This is a genomic window from Thioalkalivibrio sp. ALE10, assembly GCF_000381385.1.
In the GTDB taxonomy this organism is placed as follows: domain Bacteria; phylum Pseudomonadota; class Gammaproteobacteria; order Ectothiorhodospirales; family Ectothiorhodospiraceae; genus Thioalkalivibrio.
In genome coordinates, this window is sequence record NZ_KB906457.1 from 18002 (window position 1) to 37474 (window position 19473).

Below are 19473 nucleotides of genomic sequence, written 5' to 3' on the forward strand. Positions count from 1 at the left end.
AAATGGCGACGCGGGCCTACCGCGCGTCACGTTCCCAGTTCATGCAGCGGCGCACGGCTTCCTTCCAGCCGTGGTACTGGCGGTCGCGAGTGGCGGCGTCCAGCTGCGGCTCGAACACGCGTTCGATGCGGCTGAATGCGCGCAGGTCGTCACGGCTCCACAGGCCGGTGGCCAGACCGGCCAGGCCGGCGGCACCCAGTGCGGTGCTCTCGGTGATGGCCGGGCGTTCCACGCGTACCCCCAGCTGGTCGGCCTGGAACTGGACCATCAGATTGTTGGCCACCGCGCCGCCATCCACGCGCAGGGTCTTGAGCGCCAGGCCGGAATCGGCCTGCATGGCCTCGATCACGTCGCGGGTCTGGTAGGCCAGGGCATCCAGCGTCGCGCGCGTCACGTGCTCCTTGCGCGTGCCCCGGGTCAGGCCGAAGATCGCCCCGCGCGCATGCGGATCCCAGTACGGCGCCCCCAGCCCGGCGAAGGCCGGCACCACGTAAACGCCGCCGGCGTCCTCGACCCGGCTGGCGAAATACTCCGAGTCCGCGGCCGTATCGATCAGGTGCATCTCGTCGCGCAGCCACTGCACGGCGGCACCGGCGATGAAGATGGAGCCCTCCAGGGCGTATTCCACCTGCCCGTCCAGGCCCCAGGCGATGGTGGTCAGCAGGCCGTGCTCCAAGGTCACCGGGCGGGTGCCGGTGTTCATCAGCAGGAAGCATCCGGTGCCGTAGGTGTTCTTGGCCATGCCCGGCTCGAAACAGGCCTGGCCGAACAGGGCCGCGTGCTGGTCCCCGGCCATGCCGGCCACCGGCACCCGCGCGCCGCCGAACATCTCCGTGCCGGTGTGGCCCAGCACCTCGCTGGAGGACACCACCTCGGGCAGCATGCCGCGCGGGATGTCCAGCGCTTCCAGCAGGGTGTCGTCCCACTGCAGGCGGTGGATGTCGAACAGCATGGTGCGCGAGGCGTTGGTCACGTCGGTGACATGGCGCTCGCCGCGCGTCAGGTTCCACACCAGCCAGCTGTCCATGGTGCCGAACAGCAGGTCGCCGTTGCGGGCCTTCTCGCGCGCGCCGTCCACGTGATCGAGGATCCAGCGGATCTTGGTGCCGGAGAAATAGGCGTCCGGCAGCAGCCCGGTGGTCGCGCGGATATGGCCTTCCAGACCCTCGTCGCGCAGGCGGTCGCAGAGATCCGCGGTGCGCCGGTCCTGCCACACGATGGCCGGATGGATCGGGCGGCCGCTGTGACGATCCCACACCAGCGTGGTCTCGCGCTGGTTGGTGATGCCGATGGCCGCCAGCTGCGCGGGCTTGATGCCATTGCGCTCCAGCGCCTCGCGCGCCACGCCGATCTGGGTGCCCCAGATCTCCATCGCGTCGTGCTCCACCCAGCCGGAGTGCGGGTAGGACTGGGCGAACTCCTTCTGCGCGACCCCGGCGATGCCGCCCTCCAGATCGAACAGGATCGCCCGGCAGCTGGTGGTGCCCTGGTCCAGGGCGAGGATGTATCCGTTGGCCATGATCTCCTCCCGCTTGATCCCCCTCACCCCGAGTTTCAGGCGAGCGCGTCCGCATCCGCAAACTGCAGCGCCGCCAGCCGCGCATACAGCCCGCCCTGCGCCATCAGTTCGGCGTGCGTGCCCTCGCCCACCACGAGTCCGCCGTCGAGCACCACGATCCGGTCCGCCGACTGCACGGTGGCCAGCCGGTGGGCGATGGTCAGCACCGTACAGCGACCGCGCACTCCGGCCAGCGCCGCCTGCACCTCGCGTTCGCTTTCGGCGTCCAGCGCGCTGGTGGCCTCGTCCAGCAGCAGCACGGCCGGCTCGCGCAGCAGGGCGCGGGCCAGCGCCAGACGCGCCCGCTGACCGCCCGACAGGCGCACGCCGCGCTCGCCCAGCGCGGTGTCCCAGCCCTCCGGCAGCGCCTCGATGAACCCCCGCGCATGCGCCGCCTCCGCGGCCGCCTGCAGCGACGCGTCGGATGCATCCGGCACGCCGTAGGCCACGTTCTCGCGCACGGTGCCGGAGAACAGCACCGGTTCCTGCGGCACCACCGCGATGTGCCGGCGCAGTTCATCCGGCCGCAGGCGACGCAGGTCGTGCCCGTCGAACAGGACGCGTCCGGCGTCCGGGTCATGAAAGCGCAGCAGCAGCCGGAACAGGGTCGACTTGCCGGAACCCGACGGTCCCACCAGCGCCACCGACTCGCCCGGGCGCACCCGCAGGGAGACCCCATCCAGTGCCGGCGGCTGCGGGCGCGTCGGATAGGCGAAAACCACGTCCTCCAGCGCGATCTCGCCGCGTACCGGTTCCGCCAGGTCTTCGGGGTGCCGTGGCCAGGGCGGGCCGGAACGGACCTCCGCGAGCTCCAGCAGGCGCTCCGCGGCCCCGGCCGCCCGCAGCAGTTCGTTGGTCACCTCGCTGAGCGCGGCGATCGAGCCCGCCACCAGGGCCGCATAGAACAGGAACGCGGCCAGCTCGCCCGGGGTCATCACCCCGTCCAGTACGCGGTGGCCACCGATCCAGAGGACCCCGGCGATCAGGCCGAACATCAAGAGCATCACCGCAGCGGCCAGCAGTGCGCCGGTGGCGGCCCGACGCGTGGCCATGCCGAAGGCGGCTTCCACCGCCGAGGCATGCCGGCCGCGTTCGGCGTCTTCCTGACCGTGGGCCTGCACCGTCTCGATCGCGTACAGGGTCTCGTCGGTGCGCGCGCCCACGTCCGCGACCCGGTCCTGGGTCCGGCGCGACAGCCGCCGCACCCGACGGCCGAGCAGCCACACCGGCACGGCCACCGCCGGCAGGCCGGCCACCAGCAGGGCCGCCAGCGGCGGGCTGGACAGGAACATCAGGACCAGCCCGCCGACGATCAGCAGCAGGTTGCGCGCGGCAATGGTCAGGGTCGTGCCGACCACGGTCTGGATCAGCGTCGCGTCGGCCGTCAGGCGCGAGATCACCTCGCCGGTGCGGGTCTGTTCGAAGAAGGCCGGATCCAGCCGGATCACGTTGGCGAACACCGCGCGGCGCAGGTCCGCTACCACCCGCTCGCCCAGCCAGGTCACCAGATAGATGCGCGCACCGACGCCGATGGCCATCACCGTCACCACAACCAGCAGCAGCACCAGCGCGCGATTGAGCCCGGCGGGGTCCTCGGGACCCAGGCCCGCATCCACCAGCAGGCGCAGCACCCCGCCAAAGGCCAGGATCGCCCCCGAGCCCACCACCAGCGCCACCAGCCCGAACACGATCCGCCGCCGGTACGGCCGCAGAAATGCGAGCAGCGGCATCAGGACCCGCAGGTTGCGGGCCGCGGGGCGCGGGGTGTCGGCGTCGTCCCAGTTCATGCCCGCTTCCGACGGTGAGGGAATGCGAGTGCGGACAGGGTCATTCGCCGGCTGCGACGAATTCGACGGTGTTCCCGTCCGGATCGCGCACGAAGGCCGCGGGACGCCCGGAACGGCTGCGCTGCGCGGGGAAGCCCGCCGCCTCCAGGCGGCCCAGCAGGGTCTCCAGGCCGTCCACCACCAGGGCCAGATGGCGGTCGCGGCCACCGGCGACCCCGCGCTCCACCGGGTCCGGGTTGGGCACCCCCAGCAGATGCAGGGCGCGCCCGTCACCCAGATCGAACCAGCGCCCGGGAAACCCGAGATCCGGACGCGGCAACGGCGCCAGCCCGAGCAGATCGCCGTAGAACGCAGCGGCACGCTCCGGATCCGACACCACCACGCTCACGTGGTGCACCCCGCGCACCACGCCGTCGCTCATGCGACCTCCCCGTCTCCCGGGGTCTGCAGCAGCACCACGGTCTGCGCGGCGAGGCCCTCTTCGCGGCCGGTATAGCCCAGCCGCTCGGTGGTGGTGGCCTTCACGTTGACCGCGTCCGCCGGCAAACCGGTATCCGCGGCGATGTTGGCGCGCATGGTGTCCACGTGCGGGCCCATGCGCGGACGCTGGGCGATGATGGTGGCGTCGATGTTCACCGGCACCCAGCCCGCCTCGCGCACCCGGCGCAGGGTCTCTTCGAGCAGGTCGCGGCTGTCGGCACCGGAGAACGCCGGATCACTGTCGGGAAAGTGGCGCCCGATGTCGCCCAGACCGGCCGCCCCCAGCAGCGCGTCGCACAGCGCGTGCAGCAGCACGTCGCCGTCGGAATGCGCGCGCACGCCGTAGTCGAACGGGATCCGCACCCCGCCGACCACCACATGATCCCCCGCCTCATAGGCGTGTACATCGAAACCCTGGCCCACACGCATCGCTGTCATCCCCGGTACCCCCCGTCGAGTCGTCCCTGTTCCAGCAAGTATAGACGGGCCAGTTCGAGGTCTTCGGCGCGGGTGATCTTGATGTTCATCAGCGAGCCCTCCACCAGCCGCGGCCGCAGTCCCGCCCATTCGATCGCGCTGGCCTCGTCGGTCACCGGGTGTCCGGCGGCACGCGCGCGGGCGTTGGCGTCACGCAGCGTACCCAGGCGGAACATCTGCGGGGTCAGGGCCCGCCACACCCGCTCGCGATCGAGCGTGGATTCCACCCGACCGTCGGCATCCGCCCACTTGATGGTATCGGTGGACGGGGCCGCCAGTACCCCGCCCACGGGATCGTCGCGCAGCTCGTCCAGCATGCGGTCGAGATCGTCCGGCGGCAGGCAGGGACGCGCGGCGTCGTGCACCAGCACCCAGTCCTCGGGGCCGGCGCGTTCCTCGAGGAAGTCCAGGCCGTTCTGCACGGAGTCGGCCCGCTCGTCGCCGCCGGCCACGCGGAACAGACGCCCGCCGGCCAGCGGCAGGTCGAGCGCGTCCGGATCCACGTCCGGGCCCAGCACCAGGATCACGCCGCGAATCCGCGGATGCTCCAGAAAGATCGACAGGGTATGGGCCAGCACGCTGCGCGGCCCCAGGGTGAGGAACTGTTTGGGACGATCCGTCCCCATGCGACGACCAATCCCGGCTGCGGGGATCAGCGCCCAGAAGACTCCCGAACCTTCGGGGGAGTCGGCATCACTCATCGAACGGATCCTCCACGATCGTCGTGTCCTCCTCGAAACGCTCCGGCGCGGCCCCGGTGGACGCGTCCTCGGGCATCAGCCCCGGGACTTCGCCCGGGGCTTCGTCTTCTTCATCCACGATGAAGAAAAAGGTCTCGTCCTCGCGAATCATGCCCAGGTCACGCCGGGCGCGTTCTTCCACCGCCGCGGAGCCCTCGCGCAGATCGCGGACCTCGGCCTCCAGCGCCCGGTTGCGTTCGCGCAGGCGCTGGTTTTCCGCTTCCTGCATGGCGGTCTCGCTGCGCAGTTCGCGGACATCCGGCCAGCCGCCCTCGCCGAACCACAACGGCCACTGCAGCGCCAGCACGAGCAGCAACAGACCGCCCGGCAGCAGCCAGCGCATCGCTCAGGCCTCCGGCCGGGACACCCCGGTTCCCCGGAGTCAGGGCCGGACCCGGAAGGCGTCCATGCCCGGGTAGCGGGCCTGCCCGCCAAGATGCTCCTCGATCCGCATGAGCTGGTTGTACTTGGCCACGCGATCGGAGCGCGACAGCGAGCCGGTCTTGATCTGCCCCGCGCCGGTGGCCACCGCCAGATCGGCGATGGTCACGTCCTCGGTCTCGCCCGAACGGTGCGAGATCACCGAGGTGTAACCCGCGTCGCGCGCCATCTCGATGGCCTGCAGGGTCTCGGTCACGGTGCCGATCTGGTTCAGCTTGATCAGGATGGAGTTGGCCACGCCGCGGTCGATGCCCTCGCGCAGGATCTGCGTGTTGGTCACGAACAGGTCGTCGCCCACCAGCTGCACGCGCTCGCCCAGACGCTCGGTCAGGATCTTCCAGCCCTCCCAGTCGTCTTCGGCCAGCCCGTCCTCGATGCTGAGGATGGGGTACTGATCGACCCAGTGCGCGAGGTAGTCGCAGAATTCCTCGGCATTGAACGACTTGCCCTCGGAATCCAGGTGGTAGCGGCCATCGCGGTAGAACTCGGAGGCAGCGCAGTCGAGGCCCAGCCAGATGTCGCGCCCGGCCTTGAACCCGGCCTGATGGATCGCTTCGAGGATGGTCTCCACCGCCGCCGAGTTGGACTCCAGGTTGGGCGCGAACCCGCCCTCGTCGCCCACGCCGGTGCCCAGACCGCGCTGGTTGAGCACCTTCTTCAGCGCGTGAAAGACCTCGGCGCCGTAGCGCACCGCTTCGCGCACGCTGGGGGCGCCCACCGGCAGGATCATGAACTCCTGCATGTCGACGCTGTTGTCGGCATGCTCACCGCCGTTGACGATGTTCATCATCGGCACCGGCAGCAGATGCGCATCCGGCCCGCCGACCGTCTCGAACAGCGGGCGCTCGGCGTCCGCCGCGCGGGCATGCGCCACGGCCATGGAGACCGCCAGCAGGGCATTGGCGCCCAGGCGCGACTTGTTCTCGGTGCCGTCCAGCTCCAGCATGCGCTGGTCGACCGCGGTCTGGTCGGCCTCCATGCCGCGCAGGACGTCGCGGATCTCGCCGTTCACGTGACCCACCGCCTTCTCCACGCCCTTGCCGCCATAGCGGGCCGCCGCGTCGCGCAGTTCCAGGGCCTCGCGCGCCCCGGTGGAAGCACCCGACGGCACCGACGCCCGCCCGGTCGCACCGGAGGCCAGGACGACGTCGGCTTCCACCGTCGGGTTGCCGCGGGAGTCGATGATCTCGCGCGCGTGGATCTCGGCAATCTGGGACATGCTCGTACTCTCTCCTTGACTCGTTCGATTCGGGGCCGGCCGCCCCCGGGGTCAGCCCGGGGTCAGCCCAGGCCGTATTCGGCTTCCGCCAGCGGACGCGACTTGGTCGCCTCGTCCAGCGCCTTCAGGGTTTCCAGCAGCTCGCGCATGCGCGGCAGTGGCCAGGCATTGGGGCCATCCGACAGCGCGTTCGCGGGATCGGGGTGGGTCTCCATGAACAGCCCGGAGATACCGCTGGCCACGGCCGCACGCGCCAGCACCGGCACGTATTCGCGCTGCCCGCCGGAGCTGGCACCCTGCCCGCCCGGCTGCTGCACCGAGTGGGTGGCGTCGAACACCACCGGGGCACCGGTGCGGCGCATGTCGGCCAGGCCGCGCATGTCGGAGATCAGGGTGTTGTAGCCGAAGGACACCCCGCGCTCGCAGACCATCACCGACTCGTTGCCGGCCTCGCGCGCCTTGTCCACCACGTTGCCCATGTCCCAGGGGGCCATGAACTGGCCCTTCTTGATGTTCACCGGGAGCCCCTGACGGGCCACGTTCTGGATGAAATTGGTCTGGCGGCACAAAAACGCCGGGGTCTGCAGCACGTCCACCACCGCGGCGACCTCCGCCAGCGGGGTGTCCTCGTGCACGTCGGTCAGCACCGGCACGCCCATGCGCTCGCGCACCGATTCGAGGATACGCAGCCCCTCCTCCATGCCCGGGCCGCGATAGCTGCGGGTGGAGGACCGGTTGGCCTTGTCGAAGGACGACTTGTAGATGAACGGAATCCCCAGCTCGCGCGTGAGCTCGGCGAGCTGCCCCGCGGTTTCCTCGGCCATGGCCTCCGATTCGATCACGCAGGGACCGGCGATCAGGAAGAACGGCCGGTCCAGGCCCACGGAGAAACCGCACAGTTCCATCAACCTGCCTCCCGTCAATCGGTCAGCGCCGCGCCCACATCCGGCGCGCGCTCGTTCTGGTAGTCCCGCGCCGCACGGACGAAGCCGGCGAACAGCGGGTGTCCGTCGCGCGGCGTGGAGGTGAACTCGGGGTGGAACTGACAGCCGACGAACCACGGATGTTCCGGAAGCTCCACCGCCTCCACCAGTTCCCCGGACTCGGACAGCCCGGAGATCACCAGCCCGGCCTGCTCCAGACGCGCGCGGTAGGCGTTGTTGAATTCGTAACGGTGGCGGTGGCGCTCCTCGATGCGACTGGTGCCGTAGGCCGCGGCGATGCGCGAGCCCTCGGTCAGGCAGGCGGTCTGCGCACCCAGGCGCATGGTGCCGCCGAGATCGCTTTCGGCATCGCGATGTTCGATCCGCCCCTCGCGGTCCTGCCATTCGGTGATCAGCGCGATCACCGGATGCGGAGTATCGGGCGCGAACTCGGTGGAATGTGCCCCGTTGAGGCCGGCCACGTTGCGGGCGTATTCGATCACCGCCACCTGCATGCCGAGGCAGATGCCCAGATACGGGATGCCCTCCTCGCGCGCATGGCGTACCGCCTCGATCTTGCCCTCGACGCCGCGTTCGCCAAAGCCGCCCGGCACCAGGATCGCATCCAGCCCTTCAAGCTCCGCGCGTGCCTCGGGGGTGTCGCCCTCCAGCTTTTCCGAATCCAGGTAGCGGATGCGCACCCGGGTGCCGACCTCGATGCCCGCATGGGTCAGGGCCTCGTTGACCGACTTGTACGACTCGGTCAGCTCGACGTACTTGCCGACCATGCCGACCGTAACCTCCGACTCGGGGAACTCCATGGCGTTGACCACGTGCTTCCAGTCGGACAGGTCGGCGACCGGCAGATCCTCGATGTGCAGCTTGCGCAGCACGATCTCGTCGAGCTTCTGCGAATGCAGCCACAGCGGGATCTTGTAAATGTTGTCGACGTCCACCGCAGAGATGACCGCCTTTTCCTCGACGTTGGTGAACAGCGCCATCTTGCGCCGTTCCCCTTCGGGGATCGCCTGACTCGAGCGGCACAGCAGGATGTCCGGCTGGATGCCGATGGAACGCAGTTCCTTGACCGAATGCTGGGTCGGCTTGGTCTTGATCTCGCCGGCGGCGTCGATATAGGGGACCAGGGTCAGGTGCATGAACAGCGCGTTGTCGCGCCCCAGCTCCACGCCCATCTGGCGGATCGCCTCGAGGAACGGCAGGGACTCGATGTCGCCCACCGTGCCGCCGATCTCGATCAGTGCGATGTCGGCGTCATCCGCCCCTTCGCGGATCGAGCGCTTGATCTCGTCGGTGATGTGCGGAATGACCTGCACCGTGCCGCCCAGATAGTCGCCGCGGCGCTCCTTGCGGATCACGTTCTCGTAGATCTGGCCGGTGGTGAAATTGTTGTGCCGCGAGGTGCGGATGCGCACGAAGCGCTCGTAGTGCCCGAGATCCAGGTCGGTCTCGGCCCCGTCATGGGTGACGAACACCTCGCCATGCTGGAACGGACTCATGGTCCCCGGATCGACGTTGATGTAGGGGTCCAGCTTCATCAGCGTGACCTTCAGGCCACGCGCCTCGAGGATCGCCCCCAGAGAGGCGGATGCAATACCTTTGCCCAGAGACGAAACCACGCCTCCGGTGATAAACACGAATCGCGTCATGCGGGAAACCTGGCCGGGACCGACGGGGGTCAAAATGCCCGCAAAGGGTACCAGACCCCCCGTTTTCGCTCAATCGCGAACGCGCCCCGCGGTGCGCCTGCGGGCCCGTCATGGCGGGGCTGCGGCGCCTCGGCCCGAACCTGCGACGCAGCTCACGGGGGGCCGCCGTCATCCGGTCCGCGCGGCCACAGCACGGCACGCACCTCGCCCCCCGGCGGGCGCAGCAGCGGGATGCGCGCACGCCGCCATGGCGGAATCCCGCGCTCCTGCATCAGCGACTTCAGCCGCCGGTGCCGGCCGCCCGCCGGCACCCGTTCACCACCCTGCCGGAACACCACCTCCACCGCCCCGGCCAGCAGCGGATCGGCGAACGCCGGATGCTCGCGGGTCAGCACCCGGCCATCGGGCAGACGCAGCCGCTGCTGGCCGGCCGGCCACGGGATGGGCGACGCGGGCTCCGTCTCCGGCGGATCCAGATACAGCGCATCGCGGTAGCGCCGCAGGCAGCCCTCGTCCCAGTCCAGCCGCGGCTGGCGATCCTCGCCGGCCGCCTGCGCCTGACGCAGGAATTCCGCCAGCCGCCTGTGGCCCGGCGGGCGCAGGCCGTGTTCCCGGATCCAGTGACGCAGGAGGGCGCTCCGGCGTCCCGGTTCCAGCGGCCGCAGGACGGACAGCGGCAGGCACTCACCGGCCCCGGCGCCCGCCAGGTGGCGCGCGAGATCGGCGTCCTCCCCGTCGGCCACCCCGGCCTGCCAGCGCGCGGCCCGCGCCAGCCCGGCCGAGGCCGCAAACCGTTCATTAAGCCGGGGCAGGATCTCGCGGCGCAGGAAGTTGCGGTCGAACCCCGGATCGGCGTTGGTGGGGTCCTCCATCCAGGTCAGCCCCTCGCGCCGCGCCCGCGTCGCCACGGCTGCATCCGCCACGTCCAGCAGCGGGCGCGCCAGCCAGCCCTCGCCTTCGCGGCGCCACGGGGGCATGCCACGCAGGCCGAGCGGACCGCTGCCGCGCAGGGCCGCGAGCAGGAAGGTCTCGGCCTGGTCCCCGGCATGATGCGCGGTGACCACTACCCCGGTCGGCCCCAGGCCCTCGCGCAGCAGCGCATAGCGGGCGTGCCGGGCCGCGGCCTCCACCCCGTCCGCGCGGGTCTCGAGGGGACCGACCGCGCGGTGCTCGAAATGCAGACCCAGCGAATGCGCCACCGCACGACAGTGTTCCGCCTGGGCCGCGGACTGCGCGTGCAACCCGTGGTCCACGTGCCAGGCTTCGGGATCGGGATGCCCGACAGCTCGACAGGTCGCGGTCAGGGCATGCAGCAGGACGCTGGAATCGCGACCGCCGCTGAAGGCGACGCGCAGCGGGCCGCCCGCGGGACACTCCTCGAGGAACCGCCGCAGCGCGACGTCAACGGGATCAGGCGCCGGCTTCCTGGAAGGCACCGTAGTCCATCAGCCGGCGGTAACGCCGCTCCAGGCGCTTGCCCGGGTCCAGCCGCTCCAGCCCGCCCAGGGTCTCGGCCAGCGCCGCACGCAGATGCTCGGCCATGGTCTCCGGATCGCGGTGGGCGCCGCCCAGCGGTTCGTCGATCACCCGGTCGATCAGACCCAGCTCCTTCAGCCGCCCGGAGGTGATCCCCAGCGCCTCGGCGGCCTCGGAGGCCTTTTCCGAACTCTTCCACAGGATCGAGGCGCAGCCTTCCGGCGAGATCACCGAATAGGTCGAGTACTGCAGCATGAGCGTCGCGTCGCCCACGCCGATCGCCAGCGCACCGCCGGAGCCGCCCTCGCCGATCACCGTGGCGATGATCGGAGTGTCCAGCCGCGCCATCACCCGCAGGTTGCGCGCGATCGCCTCGCTCTGGCCCCGCTCCTCGGCCCCCACGCCGGGGTAGGCGCCCGGGGTGTCGATGAAGGTGAACACCGGCATGCGGAAGCGCTCGGCCATCTCCATCAGGCGCAGGGCCTTGCGATAGCCCTCCGGACGCGGCATGCCGAAATTGCGCTGCACCTTGTCCCGGGTCTGGCGCCCCTTCTGGTGGCCGATGATCATCACCGGCCGCCCGTCGAAGCGGGCGATGCCGCCGACGATCGCGGGATCATCGGCATAGGCGCGGTCGCCGTGCAGTTCCTCGAATTCCTCGAACAGCGCCGGGATGTAGTCGAGCAGATACGGACGGCGGGGATGACGTGACAGCTGGGCGATCTGCCAGGGCGTGAGCTTGGCAAAGATGCTTTCGGTCAGCGACTGGCACTTGTCCTGCAGCCGCTGGACCTCTTCCTGGATATTGACCTCGGTGTCGTCGCTCACATACTGCAGGTCGCGGATGCGGGCCTCCAGTTCGGCGATCGGCTGTTCGAAGTCGAGAAATTCCGGGTTCATGCAAGGATTCCAGTCAGTCACGTTCGGGGTGGCGAGTGTAACGAATCGGCGCGATCTACGCTGGCCGGCAGCGGGCCCCGCCGGCCGGGCCTAGCCCCGCTGGTAGAGCAGCCGCGCCTCGCAGGAAGGGCCCAGGGTCTGCTGGATGCCGCGCAGCAGGGCCTCGTTCGGCAGGATGCGCCAGTCCGGCGGCACCTTCAGTTCCGCCTCCATGCCGTCGCGGCGATAGCGCAGGCGCAGCGGGCAGCCGGGCGGGGCACCCTCTTCGTCCGCCTCCGGCGTCCCGCCATTGCCGTTGCCGCGCCCGGCCGGCCGGTGCTCCTGCAGCAGGCCGTGCAGCCCGGCGATCTGCTCCGGCCGGACCTCGCGCAGGTCCAGACACAGCGCCTGGGCCCATTGCACGCGCGCCTCGTCCAGGGTCAGGACCCGGCGCGCACGCATGCGCACCCCGCCGGCGTAGTCGTCCAGGGTCACCGTACCCTCGGCCACCAGCAGGGTGTCCGGCTCCAGGCGCTCACGATACTGGTTGAAATCGTCGTTGAAGAGCACCAGCTCGGCGCGCCCGCTGCGGTCGTCCAGGGTTGCCACGCCCATACGCCCGCTGTTGGTGTTGCGCACCCGCACGCCCACCACCAGCCCGGCGATGCGCACGGTCTCCTGGCGTCCGCGCCCGCGGTTCTCGCCCTCGTCGGGGCGCTGTTCCAGTTTCGCCTCCAGCTCGGCCAGGCTGGTGCCGGTCAGGCTGCGCAGCTCCCCGCGATAGCGCTCCACCGGGTGCCCGGTCAGATACAGCCCGAGGGTCTCTTTCTCCCCGCGCAGCCGGTCATCGTCCTCCATCTCCGGCTGCGTCTCGCTCTCCGGCACCACCGCGGCCGCCGGATCGCCGAACAGATCCACCACGCCCAGGCTGGCGTTGCGTTCGGTCTGTTCCGCCGCGGCCACCGCGGTGGGGATATCGGCCAGCAGGGTCGCGCGGTTGGCGCCGAGGGAATCCAGCGCACCGGCCCGCACCAGGGTCTCCAGCACCCGCTTGTTGAGCTTGCCCAGATCCACCCGCTGGCACAGGTCCACCAGCCCGTGGAACGGCCCGCCCTCGTTGCGGGCCTTCAGCAGGGTCTCGATCGCCGACTCGCCGACCCCCTTGATCGCCCCCAGCCCGTACACCACCGTGCGCGCGTCCTGCACGGTAAAGCGGTAGTCCGACTGGTTCACGTCCGGCGGCAGCACCGCCAGCTCCATGCTGCGGCATTCCTCGATCAGGCCGACCACCTTGTCGGTGTTGTCCATGTCCGCGGACAGCACCGCCGCCATGAACGGCGCCGGATAATGCGCCTTGAGCCAGGCGGTCTGGTAGGCCACCAGGGCATAGGCCGCGGAGTGCGACTTGTTGAAGCCGTAGCCGGCGAACTTCTCCACCAGGTCGAAGATATAGGTCGCGGTGTGCTCCTCCACCCCGCGTTCCACCGCGCCATTGACGAAGATCTCGCGCTGCTTGGCCATCTCCTCGGGCTTCTTCTTGCCCATCGCGCGGCGCAGCAGGTCCGCACCGCCCAGGGTGTAGCCGGCCAGCACCTGGGCGATCTGCATCACCTGCTCCTGGTACAGGATCACGCCATAGGTCGGCTTGAGCACCGGCTCCAGATCCGGGTGCGGGTATTCCACCTCGGAGCGTCCGTGCTTGCGGTCGATGAAGTCGTCCACCATCCCCGACTGCAGCGGCCCCGGGCGGTACAGCGCCACCAGCGCGATGATGTCCTCGAAGCTGTCCGGCTGCAGACGCCGGATCAGGTCCTTCATGCCACCGGATTCCAGCTGGAACACCGCGGTGGTCTGATAGCCTTTCAGAAGACGGAAGGTCTCCGGGTCGTCCAGCGGCACGCCCTCCAGATCGATCTCGATCTCCGGATCCATGCGCTTCAGGTTCTGCACCGCCCAGTCGATGATGGTCAGCGTGCGCAGCCCGAGAAAGTCGAACTTGACCAGGCCCACCGCCTCGACATCGTCCTTGTCGAAATGGGTCACCAGCGAGCCGCCGTCATCTTCGCAGTACAGCGGAGAGAAGTCGGTCAGCGCCGACGGCGCGATCACCACCCCGCCGGCGTGCTTGCCGGCGTTGCGGGTCAGTCCTTCCAGTTTCATCGCCAGATCGATGATCGCGCGGACCTCCTCGTCCTCGTCGTACTGCGCCTTGAGGTCCTCGCTCTCGGTCAGGGCCTTCTCCAGGGTCATGCCCAGCTCGAACGGGATCAGCTTGGCGATGCGGTCGACGAAGCCGTAGCCGTGCCCCAGCACGCGCCCGACGTCGCGTACCACCGCCTTGGCCGCCATGGTGCCGTGGGTGATGATCTGCGAGACCTTGTCACGGCCGTAGCGCTCGGCGACGTATTCGATCACGTCGTCGCGCTTCTCCATGCAGAAGTCGACGTCGAAGTCGGGCATGGAGACCCGTTCGGGATTGAGAAACCGCTCGAACAGGAGCTCGTAACGCAATGGATCCAGGTCGGTAATTCCCAGCACGTAGGCCACCAGCGAGCCGGCACCGGAACCGCGCCCCGGCCCCACCGGGATCCCGTTGTCCTTCGCCCACTGGATGAAGTCGGCCACGATCAGGAAGTAGCCGGGGAAGCCCATCTGGCAGATCACGTCCAGCTCGCGCGTCAGCCGCGCCTCGTAGTCCGCGGTGTCGGCGAACTGGAAGCGCTCCAGGCGTGCGCGCAGCCCCTGATCGGAGATCTCGCGCAGATGCTGCTCCACCGTGCGCCCTTCCGGCACCGGGAAATCCGGCAGCACCGATTCCCCGAGCGTCAGGCGCACGCTGCAGCGCCGGGCGATGGCCACGCTGTTGGCCAGGGCCTCGGGGATGTCCTCGAACAGCGCGGCCATCTCCTCCGGCGTGCGCAGGTACTGCTGCTCGGAGTAGCGCCGCGGCCGGCGCGCGTCGTCCAGGGTGTGGCCGTCGTGGATGCACACCCGCGCCTCGTGGGCCTCGAAGTCCTCGCCGCTGAGAAAACGCACGTCGTTGGTGGCGACCACCGGCAGTCCGTGGCTCTCGGCCGCGCCGATCGCGGCCTCGATCCAGGCCTCCTCGCCCGGCCGCCCGGTGCGCGTGAGCTCCAGATAGAAGCGCCCGGGGAAACGCTCCAGCCACGGCTGCAGCACGGGCTCGGCAAGGGCCTGCGCGACCCCGCTGCCACTGACGAACAGCCCGTCGATGGTCCCGGACAGGGCGATCAGCCCCTCCGCCGCGCCGCCGTCGAGCCAGGCGCAGTCGATCCGCGGCACGCCCTTCTCCTGACCCTCCTGCCAGGCGCGCGAGATCAGCCGGGTCAGGTTGCGATAGCCGGCATCGTTCTGCGCCAGCAGGGTCATGCGCGCCGGAGTGCCGTCGGCACGCGCGTCGCGCACCAGTACGTCCGCGCCCACGATCGGCTGCACGCCGGCGCCGATCGCCGCCTTGTAGAACTTGACCAGCCCGAACAGGTTGCAGTGATCGGTGACCGCCACTGCCGGCATCCCGGCCGCGGCCACGCTCTGCACCAGCGGCTTCAGACGCACCAGGCCATCGACCAGGGAATACTCCGAGTGCACCCGCAGGTGCACGAACCCCGGATCATGCAGCCCGGCATCGGCGGTCGTGGCAGGGGTGACGGTCATGCGTGCCCCCGTTCTTCCGCAGCCGGTTGCGCAGCAGCCGCCAGCGCACGCGCCACCGGGCCGAAGCTGCGCCGATGCGCGGGACACGGCCCGTGGCGTTCCAGGGCCGCGCGATGGGCGGCGGTCGGGTAGCCGGCATGGCGGTCGAAGCCGTATTCCGGCCACTGCTCGTGCAGCGCGCGCAACTCGCGATCGCGCGCCACCTTGGCGATCACCGAAGCGGCGCTGATCGCGGCCACGCTGCCATCACCGCCCACCCGGGCCTCGGCGGTCCACGGGCCCTCCGGGGTGAAACGGCCGTCCACCAGCAGATGCACCGGCGCCGGATCCAGGGCCTGCACCGCCCGCTGCATCGCCAGCAGGGTCGCGCGATGGATGTTCAGATGATCGATCTCGGCCGCCTCGGCGCGCCCCAGGGCCCAGGCCAGGGCACCGTCGCGGATCCGCTCGTCCAGGGCCTCGCGCCGGCGCGCGGTGAGTTTCTTGGAATCGGTCAGACCGGGGGCATCGAAGCCTTCCGGCAGGATCACCGCCGCGGCCACCACCGGCCCGGCCAGCGGCCCGCGACCCACCTCGTCGACGCCCGCGACCCCGTCTGCCCCGCCTGTCTTGCCGCTCATGAAGCCGCTCCCGATGTCCGCACGCCGTTTTCCCGGGCGAGCCCCCGCACGCCATCCGGGGGATCCGTTACAATGGCGCCGAAATCCTAGCACAGCCCCCTCCGGACCGAGCATCCCGACCATGTCCCAGAATCCCCTGCGCTGCGCCGCCGTCGGTGTTGGCCATCTCGGCCGCTGGCATGCGGCCAAATACGCGGCACTGCCCGACACCGAACTGGTGGCGGTGGCCGATGCCGACCCCGAAACCGCCCGCCGTGTCGCCGCCGAACATGGCTGCGCGGCCGAGACCGACCACCGCGCCCTGATCGGCCGGGTGGATGCGGTCTCCATCGCCGCGCCCACCACCCTGCACTACGCGATCGCCCGCGATTTCATCGAGGCCGGCTGCCACGTGCTGGTCGAGAAGCCCGTGACCGCGACACTGGACGAGGCCGAGGCCCTCAACCGGCTGGCCGAAGAACGCGGCGTGGTACTGCAGGTCGGGCATCTGGAACGCTTCAACGCGGCCCTGCGCCAGCTGACCGAGAATCCGCTGCACCCGCGCTTCATCGAGTCGCACCGACTGGCGCCGTACAAGCCGCGCGCCACCGACGTCTCGGTGGTGCTGGACCTGATGATCCACGACATCGACATCATCCTGGCCCTGGTCGACTCGCCGCTGGCCGAGATCCGCGCTTCCGGCGCCCGGGTCCTGACCGGCGACATCGACATCGCCAATGCGCGCCTGGAGTTCGAGGACGGCTGCGTGGCCAACGTCACCTCCAGCCGTATCAGCACCAAATCCGAGCGGCGCATGCGCATCTTCCAGTCGCATGCCTACGCCTCGGTGGACTTCCAGAACCGCATCCTGTCGTTCAACCACCTGGGTGACGTCGATCCCGAGACCGGGGCGCCCGAGATCCACCGCGACGAGCGCGTGTTCGACGAGGCCGATGCCCTGCTCGCCGAGATCCGCGCGTTCGTGGCCGCCGCGCGCGGCGACGCCCCGGTCCTGGTCAGCGGCCGCGACGGCCAGCGCGCGCTGGAGACCGCCAGCCGCATCACCGAACTGGTGCAGGCCAATCTCAACGTGATGGGCCGCGCCGACGGCCCGCACTCCGCAATCGAATCCGCAACAGGAGCCCGCCCGTGATCCCCATGGTCGACCTGCAGCGTCAGTACCAGACGCTGCGCACCGAGATCGATGCCGCCCTGCAGGAAGTCCTCACCGGCGCCCGTTTCATCCTCGGACCCAACGTCCAGGCGCTGGAAGAGGAGCTGGCCGACTACCTCGGCGTGGAACACGCCATCACCTGCGCCTCCGGCACCGACGCCCTGCAACTGGCGCTGCATGCCGCGGGCGTCGGGCCCGGTGACGAGATCATCACCACGCCGTTCACCTTCATCGCGACCGCCGAGGCCATCCGCTATCTGGGCGCCGAGCCGGTGTTCATCGACATCGACCCGCGGACCTTCAATCTGGACCCGGAACAGATCGAGGCGGCCATCAGCCCGCGCACCCGGGCCGTGCTGCCGGTGCATCTGTTCGGCCAGCCGGCCGATCTGCCGCGCATCCGCGAGATCGCCGAGCGCCACAAGCTGCTGGTCATCGAGGACTGCGCGCAGTCCTTCGGCGCCAGCATCGACGGCGCGCAGACCGGCTCCACCACCGCGTTCGGGGCGTTCAGCTTCTTCCCCAGCAAGAACCTCGGCGCATTCGGCGACGGCGGGCTGGTGACCACCTCCTGTCCGTCCTCGGCCGAGGCCCTGCGCCGCCTGCGCAACCACGGCTCCAGCGTCCGCTACTACCACGACGAGATCGGCTACAACTCGCGCCTGGACGAGATGCAGGCGGCGATCCTGCGCTGCAAGCTGCCGCACATCGACCACTACAACGCCGAGCGCCGGCGCGTGGCTGCGCGCTACAGCGAGGGGCTGAAGGACCTGCCGCTGGAGACCCCGCACGAGGACGGGATCGGCGTCCACGTATACCACCAGTACACCCTGCTGACCGATCACCGCGAGGCGCTGATGAGCGCACTCACCGAGGACGGCATCGCCAACGCGATCTACTACCCGGTGCCGCTGCACCAGCAGAAGGCGTTCGCAGAACCCGACGGCGAGCCTGAATCCCTGCCGGTAACCGAATCGGTGGCCGCGCGCTGCCTGTCCCTGCCGATCTTCCCCGAGCTGGAAGACGCCCAGGTCGATCGCATCGTCGAGCGGATCCGCCGCACACTGGCATGACCCGCGAGGTCGTCGTCTGCGCCGGGGAGACCTCCGGCGACGCCCTGGGGGCGGGACTGGTGCGGGAACTTGCCGGCCACGCCGACGACCTGCGTTTCTCCGGGATGGGCGGTGAACGCATGCGCGCCGCCGGCGTCGATACCCGCATCGACGTGGAAGAACTGGCGGTGGTCGGGCTGGTCGACGTGCTGGTCAACTACCCCCGCCTGCGACGGCTGTTCCGCCGCATGTGCGACCACCTCGAGACCACCCGCCCCGCGCTGCTGGTGCTGGTCGACTACGTCGAGTTCAACCTGCGCCTTGCCGCGCATGCCAAACGCCTGGGCATCCCGGTGCTGTTCTACGTCAGCCCGCAGCTGTGGGCCTGGCGCAGCGGCCGCATCCGCCGCATCCGGCGCCATGTCGACGCCATGGCCGTGCTGTTCCCGTTCGAGACCGCGATCTATGAACGCGCCGGCGTCCCGGTACGCTATGTCGGCAACCCGCTGGTGGACCGCGTGCAGGCGCCGGAACCGCCCCTGCGCCAACGCCTGGGCGTCGGGCCCGATACCCGGATCATCGGCCTGCTGCCGGGCAGCCGCGGCGGCGAGCTCAAGCGCCACTGGCCCCTGCTGCTGGAAACCGCCCGCCGCCTGCACCATCGACATCCGGATCTGCGCTTCGCGGTGGGTCTCGCCCCCGGGGTCACCGCCGAGCGCCTGGCCGGGCTGGCCCCGCCGCCCGCCGGGCACGACGCGAGCGCCGGCACACCGCCGCTGGACTACGTCGAGGGCGAGGACGGGACCCACGCGGTGATGGCCGGCGCCGACCTGCTGCTGACCGCCTCCGGCACCGCCACCCTGGAGGCCGGCCTGCTGCGGGCGCCGATGCTGGTGTTCTACCGCATGGGCGCACTGTCGCATTTCGTGTTCCGCCGCCTGGTGCACCTGGAGCACATCGCGCTGGTCAACATCGTCGCCGAGGAAGGGGTCGTCCCCGAATACCTGCAGCACGACGCGAACCCGCAACGCCTCACCGACGACGCCGACGCCCTGCTGCGGGAACCGCAACGCCTGGAGGCGATGCGCGAGCGCCTGTCACGGGTACGGGAAAGACTGGGCGACGGCGGCGCGGATCGCCGAGTGGCCGCGGCGGCCGCCGAGATGCTGGAGCACGGACAGCTGCTGCCCGCCGACTGACGCACCGTGCGGGCTCAGCGCGTTTGCCCCTGGATGCTGCCGGGATGCCGGGGCCCGACCCATGCCCCGTGCGCCCCGTGCGGTACCCCCGCAGGAGCGCGCTTGGCGCTTGCGCGCGAAAACCGCG

Annotated in this window: 16 protein-coding genes; 3 read left to right on the forward strand and 13 right to left on the reverse strand. The window is 70.1% G+C overall.

Features of this window, described 5'->3' with window-relative positions:
* Window positions 1-16 precede the first annotated feature (16 nt).
* From glpK to rnhB, 13 genes are all read right to left on the reverse strand, one after another.
* A complete protein-coding gene (gene glpK / locus F788_RS0111960) occupies window positions 17-1519 on the reverse strand; it encodes a glycerol kinase GlpK (RefSeq protein WP_019590311.1) in 1503 nt (500 codons plus the stop codon).
* A 35-nt stretch (window positions 1520-1554) separates the two neighbouring features.
* Window positions 1555-3345 carry an ABC transporter transmembrane domain-containing protein gene (locus F788_RS0111965; protein ID WP_018870706.1) on the reverse strand — a complete coding sequence of 597 codons (1791 nt, stop codon included), beginning with the start codon at window positions 3343-3345 and terminating at the stop codon, window positions 1555-1557.
* Between the two features lie 40 nt (window positions 3346-3385).
* Entirely contained in the window at window positions 3386-3766 is a 381-nt protein-coding gene (locus tag F788_RS0111970) for a VOC family protein (RefSeq protein WP_019590312.1), read from the reverse strand.
* Window positions 3763-4263, reverse strand: coding sequence for a 2-C-methyl-D-erythritol 2,4-cyclodiphosphate synthase (gene ispF, locus F788_RS0111975; protein ID WP_026331440.1), 501 nt, complete (start codon window positions 4261-4263; stop codon window positions 3763-3765). The genes F788_RS0111970 and ispF overlap by 4 nt, the downstream gene beginning before the upstream one ends.
* The gene (gene ispD, locus F788_RS0111980; protein ID WP_018947819.1) at window positions 4260-5003 is read right to left on the reverse strand and encodes a 2-C-methyl-D-erythritol 4-phosphate cytidylyltransferase; all 744 of its coding nucleotides are present in this window, start codon (window positions 5001-5003) and stop codon (window positions 4260-4262) included. The genes ispF and ispD overlap by 4 nt, the downstream gene beginning before the upstream one ends.
* Entirely contained in the window at window positions 4996-5385 is a 390-nt protein-coding gene (ftsB, locus tag F788_RS0111985; protein WP_019590313.1) for a cell division protein FtsB, read from the reverse strand. The genes ispD and ftsB overlap by 8 nt, the downstream gene beginning before the upstream one ends.
* A gap of 39 nt (window positions 5386-5424) precedes the next feature.
* A complete protein-coding gene (gene eno, locus F788_RS0111990) occupies window positions 5425-6702 on the reverse strand; it encodes a phosphopyruvate hydratase (RefSeq protein WP_019590314.1) in 1278 nt (425 codons plus the stop codon).
* A gap of 62 nt (window positions 6703-6764) precedes the next feature.
* Window positions 6765-7607 carry a 3-deoxy-8-phosphooctulonate synthase gene (gene kdsA / locus F788_RS0111995; protein ID WP_018870712.1) on the reverse strand — a complete coding sequence of 281 codons (843 nt, stop codon included), beginning with the start codon at window positions 7605-7607 and terminating at the stop codon, window positions 6765-6767.
* A gap of 14 nt (window positions 7608-7621) precedes the next feature.
* A complete protein-coding gene (locus F788_RS0112000) occupies window positions 7622-9292 on the reverse strand; it encodes a CTP synthase (RefSeq protein ID WP_019022781.1) in 1671 nt (556 codons plus the stop codon).
* A 152-nt stretch (window positions 9293-9444) separates the two neighbouring features.
* Entirely contained in the window at window positions 9445-10728 is a 1284-nt protein-coding gene (tilS, locus tag F788_RS0112005; RefSeq protein WP_019590315.1) for a tRNA lysidine(34) synthetase TilS, read from the reverse strand.
* On the reverse strand, window positions 10703-11668 hold the full coding sequence (locus tag F788_RS0112010) for an acetyl-CoA carboxylase carboxyltransferase subunit alpha (RefSeq protein WP_019590316.1): 966 nt from the start codon (window positions 11666-11668) through the stop codon (window positions 10703-10705). The genes tilS and F788_RS0112010 overlap by 26 nt, the downstream gene beginning before the upstream one ends.
* Before the next feature lie 90 nt (window positions 11669-11758).
* A complete protein-coding gene (gene dnaE, locus F788_RS0112015; protein ID WP_019590317.1) occupies window positions 11759-15322 on the reverse strand; it encodes a DNA polymerase III subunit alpha in 3564 nt (1187 codons plus the stop codon).
* A complete protein-coding gene (gene rnhB, locus F788_RS0112020; protein ID WP_018870717.1) occupies window positions 15319-15942 on the reverse strand; it encodes a ribonuclease HII in 624 nt (207 codons plus the stop codon). The genes dnaE and rnhB overlap by 4 nt, the downstream gene beginning before the upstream one ends.
* Window positions 15943-16063: 121 nt before the next feature.
* On the opposite strand from rnhB, the gene F788_RS0112025 reads away from it, so the two are divergent.
* The 3 genes from F788_RS0112025 to lpxB are packed head-to-tail and all read left to right on the forward strand — an operon-like array spanning window position 16064 to window position 19346.
* Entirely contained in the window at window positions 16064-17074 is a 1011-nt protein-coding gene (locus tag F788_RS0112025; protein ID WP_018870718.1) for a Gfo/Idh/MocA family protein, read from the forward strand.
* Window positions 17071-18168 (forward strand): DegT/DnrJ/EryC1/StrS aminotransferase family protein, encoded by a 1098-nt coding sequence (locus tag F788_RS0112030; RefSeq protein ID WP_019590318.1) that lies wholly within the window; start codon window positions 17071-17073, stop codon window positions 18166-18168. The genes F788_RS0112025 and F788_RS0112030 overlap by 4 nt, the downstream gene beginning before the upstream one ends.
* On the forward strand, window positions 18165-19346 hold the full coding sequence (lpxB, locus tag F788_RS0112035; protein WP_019590319.1) for a lipid-A-disaccharide synthase: 1182 nt from the start codon (window positions 18165-18167) through the stop codon (window positions 19344-19346). Before F788_RS0112030 ends, lpxB begins: the two co-directional genes overlap by 4 nt.
* Window positions 19347-19473 lie beyond the last annotated feature (127 nt).

What these genes read in the sequence shown, in the direction of transcription:
- glpK (WP_019590311.1), bottom strand. Translation starts at nt 1,519, where the DNA reads ATGGCCAACGGATACATCCTCGCCCTGGACCAGGGCACCACCAGCTGC.
- F788_RS0111965 (WP_018870706.1), bottom strand. Translation starts at nt 3,345, where the DNA reads ATGAACTGGGACGACGCCGACACCCCGCGCCCCGCGGCCCGCAACCTG.
- F788_RS0111970 (WP_019590312.1), bottom strand. Translation starts at nt 3,766, where the DNA reads ATGAGCGACGGCGTGGTGCGCGGGGTGCACCACGTGAGCGTGGTGGTG.
- ispF (WP_026331440.1), bottom strand. Translation starts at nt 4,263, where the DNA reads ATGACAGCGATGCGTGTGGGCCAGGGTTTCGATGTACACGCCTATGAG.
- ispD (WP_018947819.1), bottom strand. Translation starts at nt 5,003, where the DNA reads ATGAGTGATGCCGACTCCCCCGAAGGTTCGGGAGTCTTCTGGGCGCTG.
- ftsB (WP_019590313.1), bottom strand. Translation starts at nt 5,385, where the DNA reads ATGCGCTGGCTGCTGCCGGGCGGTCTGTTGCTGCTCGTGCTGGCGCTG.
- eno (WP_019590314.1), bottom strand. Translation starts at nt 6,702, where the DNA reads ATGTCCCAGATTGCCGAGATCCACGCGCGCGAGATCATCGACTCCCGC.
- kdsA (WP_018870712.1), bottom strand. Translation starts at nt 7,607, where the DNA reads ATGGAACTGTGCGGTTTCTCCGTGGGCCTGGACCGGCCGTTCTTCCTG.
- F788_RS0112000 (WP_019022781.1), bottom strand. Translation starts at nt 9,292, where the DNA reads ATGACGCGATTCGTGTTTATCACCGGAGGCGTGGTTTCGTCTCTGGGC.
- F788_RS0112010 (WP_019590316.1), bottom strand. Translation starts at nt 11,668, where the DNA reads ATGAACCCGGAATTTCTCGACTTCGAACAGCCGATCGCCGAACTGGAG.
- dnaE (WP_019590317.1), bottom strand. Translation starts at nt 15,322, where the DNA reads ATGACCGTCACCCCTGCCACGACCGCCGATGCCGGGCTGCATGATCCG.
- rnhB (WP_018870717.1), bottom strand. Translation starts at nt 15,942, where the DNA reads ATGAGCGGCAAGACAGGCGGGGCAGACGGGGTCGCGGGCGTCGACGAG.
- F788_RS0112025 (WP_018870718.1), top strand. Translation starts at nt 16,064, where the DNA reads ATGTCCCAGAATCCCCTGCGCTGCGCCGCCGTCGGTGTTGGCCATCTC.
- lpxB (WP_019590319.1), top strand. Translation starts at nt 18,165, where the DNA reads ATGACCCGCGAGGTCGTCGTCTGCGCCGGGGAGACCTCCGGCGACGCC.